General features: G+C 33.1%; 2 protein-coding genes and 1 pseudogene. All 3 read left to right on the top strand.

Translation table 11 applies throughout. The features are described 5' to 3' along the window. The first annotated feature begins 371 nt into the window (after positions 1 to 371). Positions 372 to 1292, top strand: a complete 921-nt coding sequence (locus FC77_RS07475) for a DUF6414 family protein (protein ID WP_056971003.1) — start codon at positions 372 to 374, stop codon at positions 1290 to 1292. Positions 1293 to 1456: 164 nt separating this feature from the next. Continuing rightward, positions 1457 to 1633 (top strand): hypothetical protein, encoded by a 177-nt coding sequence (locus FC77_RS07470; protein ID WP_236699544.1) that lies wholly within the window; start codon positions 1457 to 1459, stop codon positions 1631 to 1633. Positions 1634 to 1911: 278 nt separating this feature from the next. After that, positions 1912 to 2340: pseudogene (locus FC77_RS07465) on the top strand (SDR family oxidoreductase); the annotation flags it as partial. Between the last annotated feature and the right edge of the window lie 218 nt (positions 2341 to 2558).

Raw genomic sequence — 2558 nt, 5'->3', positions numbered from 1 at the left:
GACCTTTTTGTTTAAGTTCTATTTGTGTTGCACTTCAATTTTAAATCAGGGTTTTTATTTAATTTCAAGTTTTACCGATAATTATATTGATTTATGTACTATTTGCTAATTTTCAACGATGTAATGATATACGTCGACAGATTGAATTAATCCTATTAGTCTTAATAGCCAACAGAAAAAGATTTGCTTTTTATAAATAGTGCAAAAAATGACAAAAATATTATTTGTGCTACTAACATAAATCTGATTAATGTCCAGTATAGAATAATATGAGCTTACACTATATAATGTATATTGCATGCAAATAAATGCTATATATAGTGAATACCATGTCGTCTTATAAATTAATAAGTAATTAGGAGAAAAATGAAATGAGAGAATATTTGTATATAGATGATGTTGAAGTTAATTCACTTTTAGCGCAGGAAAATAAAGGTATAACAACAAGCAAGACAATTACGGAATCAAATTCGACTAGCTCAAATCATTCTACAACTGTAGGCGGAGAAGCTAAAGGCGGTGGAGAAGGAAGGATACCTTTTTTGGCTAAAGCGCAAGGAGAATTAGCAATACATTATGATTCAACAAATGCCGGAGATATTGAGAATACAGATCAGACTGCAGTTGACACAGTGTTAAACGACTATATTGTTACTTTGCTAGAAAAGGGCCTTAAAAACAAGATAAAAAATGGATATAGAAATGTAGATATTGGTGATATTGTAAATATTGCAGAGGCACCACATTTATATGACTTTGAAACAATGTATAATTCAACTGATCATGATTTATTAAAGAAAGTTATGCAATTCAGTGTAAAAGATGATATAGATAAGGTAAAAGAAAAGTATAATAATGCTATTTCCAAAAATTCATCTTTGAAATCAAGGCTTAAGCAGAAACAAAAGCAAGAAATTAAGGAAATTGAATCTGAAAATAATAAGAGCCTAGAAGGGTTAGATTCTATTAATTTATTAGGTGAATATGGTAAAAAAATTTTCCCGAATACAATCATTTTAGCCAGTAATCGATATATAGCATACGCAAAAACTAAAGATTTTAGAATGAATACTACACAGCTAAATAGTATTGCAAATAGTCCTAGAAAAATGCATGTTTTGGGTATTGTAGAAAATAAATTAGAGACAAATCCAATGGATACAGAGATAAATGATATAAGTGACATTAGCAAATTGGGGTCTTCATTTACGACTGCATTATTGTTTAATTTTGCCATTGCTAAAGTCGGAATGTTAGTACTTAAGCCATTAGTTATATATTACGAAATTTAACCTTTAGATAAATACTATTCTTGTATTAAATATAGATTCCTTTAAAGAAGGGATTCGCTAAAGCAAATATCGCTGATTCATACTGAGAAGATCCCAATAATTTATCGTTCATGAAGCATGCTAATGCATACGTAGCACAGCTCATTGCTCTTTATCAATTAGCTTTGGCCGAATATATCAAGGCTAATAAGGATACTCTTGATGAAATACAAGCGAAAATGAAAGATACGGTATTACGTAACGCGATTGTGTGGAGTAATACTTCGCCTCAAGATGTACCAAATGCTAAGAAGCAGAATAACTTCACGCTGCATCCCATAGTAACGCTGCCAAATGTGTAGGACGCTGGAGGCGGGAATTGTGTATAATAAGATATAAGGAATCAGCGCTAATGACGTTGGTCAACAAGGCTTCGTGCTAAGTTGATTCAGGTTTTAAGCATCATGCACTTATGTGTGTGATGCTTTTCTCGTTTTTAGAGGATGTTGTTGATGAAATATAAGCGGAAGTGAAAAGTATGGTATTACGCAACGCTGCGGCCATGAACCGTATAATGTTTATTGGTATAATTTATATGTTTGTTAAGTTGTAGTTGGCTCTGGCAATCTCCCTGGTTGAGGTTGGTGCAACTCACGATGAAGTTAAGGTGGTTGATGACCAAATCGGTACGCCAACTTATACCTTTGACTTGGCTCGCTTATTAGTTGATATGATTGAAACTGATAAGTACGGCTACTACCACGCAACTAACAGTGAATTGCCTGCAGCTGAAGGCGATCATGATGCTAATGGCACCAAGACTGGTTATATTTCTTGGTATGATTTTACTAAGGAAATTTACCGTCAAGCTGACTACGACACAAAGGTAACTCCAGTAACAACTGCAGAATATGGTTTATCTAAAGCTGTTCGTCCATTTAACTCACGTTTGGACAAGAGCAAGCTTGTGGATAATGGCTTCAAGCCATTGCCATTGTGGACAGATGCAGTTCACCGTTACTTGGAAATCTTGAAGAAGCAAGGTTTCTTTGATGAATTGAATAAGTAGAAATTAAATGATTTAGAAGGCAGCTTTAAGCTTTGGGGCTTAGAGTTGCTTTTTTTATTGTAGTAAAAATTTATAGCGTATATTAAGTTAACTAAAGTGTCTTTTTGTTAAATTGTAAAGGTGAGACTGTAAAATAGTTTGTGTAAGGATGAATTATTCCCTAATTTAATTTCCTAAAACATTAGAAAAAGGAGTTCCTTTCTCGTATGATTGGTTTG

It is taken from the genome of Lactobacillus acetotolerans DSM 20749 = JCM 3825 (assembly GCF_001436775.1).
GTDB lineage: Bacteria > Bacillota > Bacilli > Lactobacillales > Lactobacillaceae > Lactobacillus > Lactobacillus acetotolerans.
Note: the sequence above shows the minus strand (reverse complement) of the source record. Positions and strands in the feature narration are given on the sequence as shown.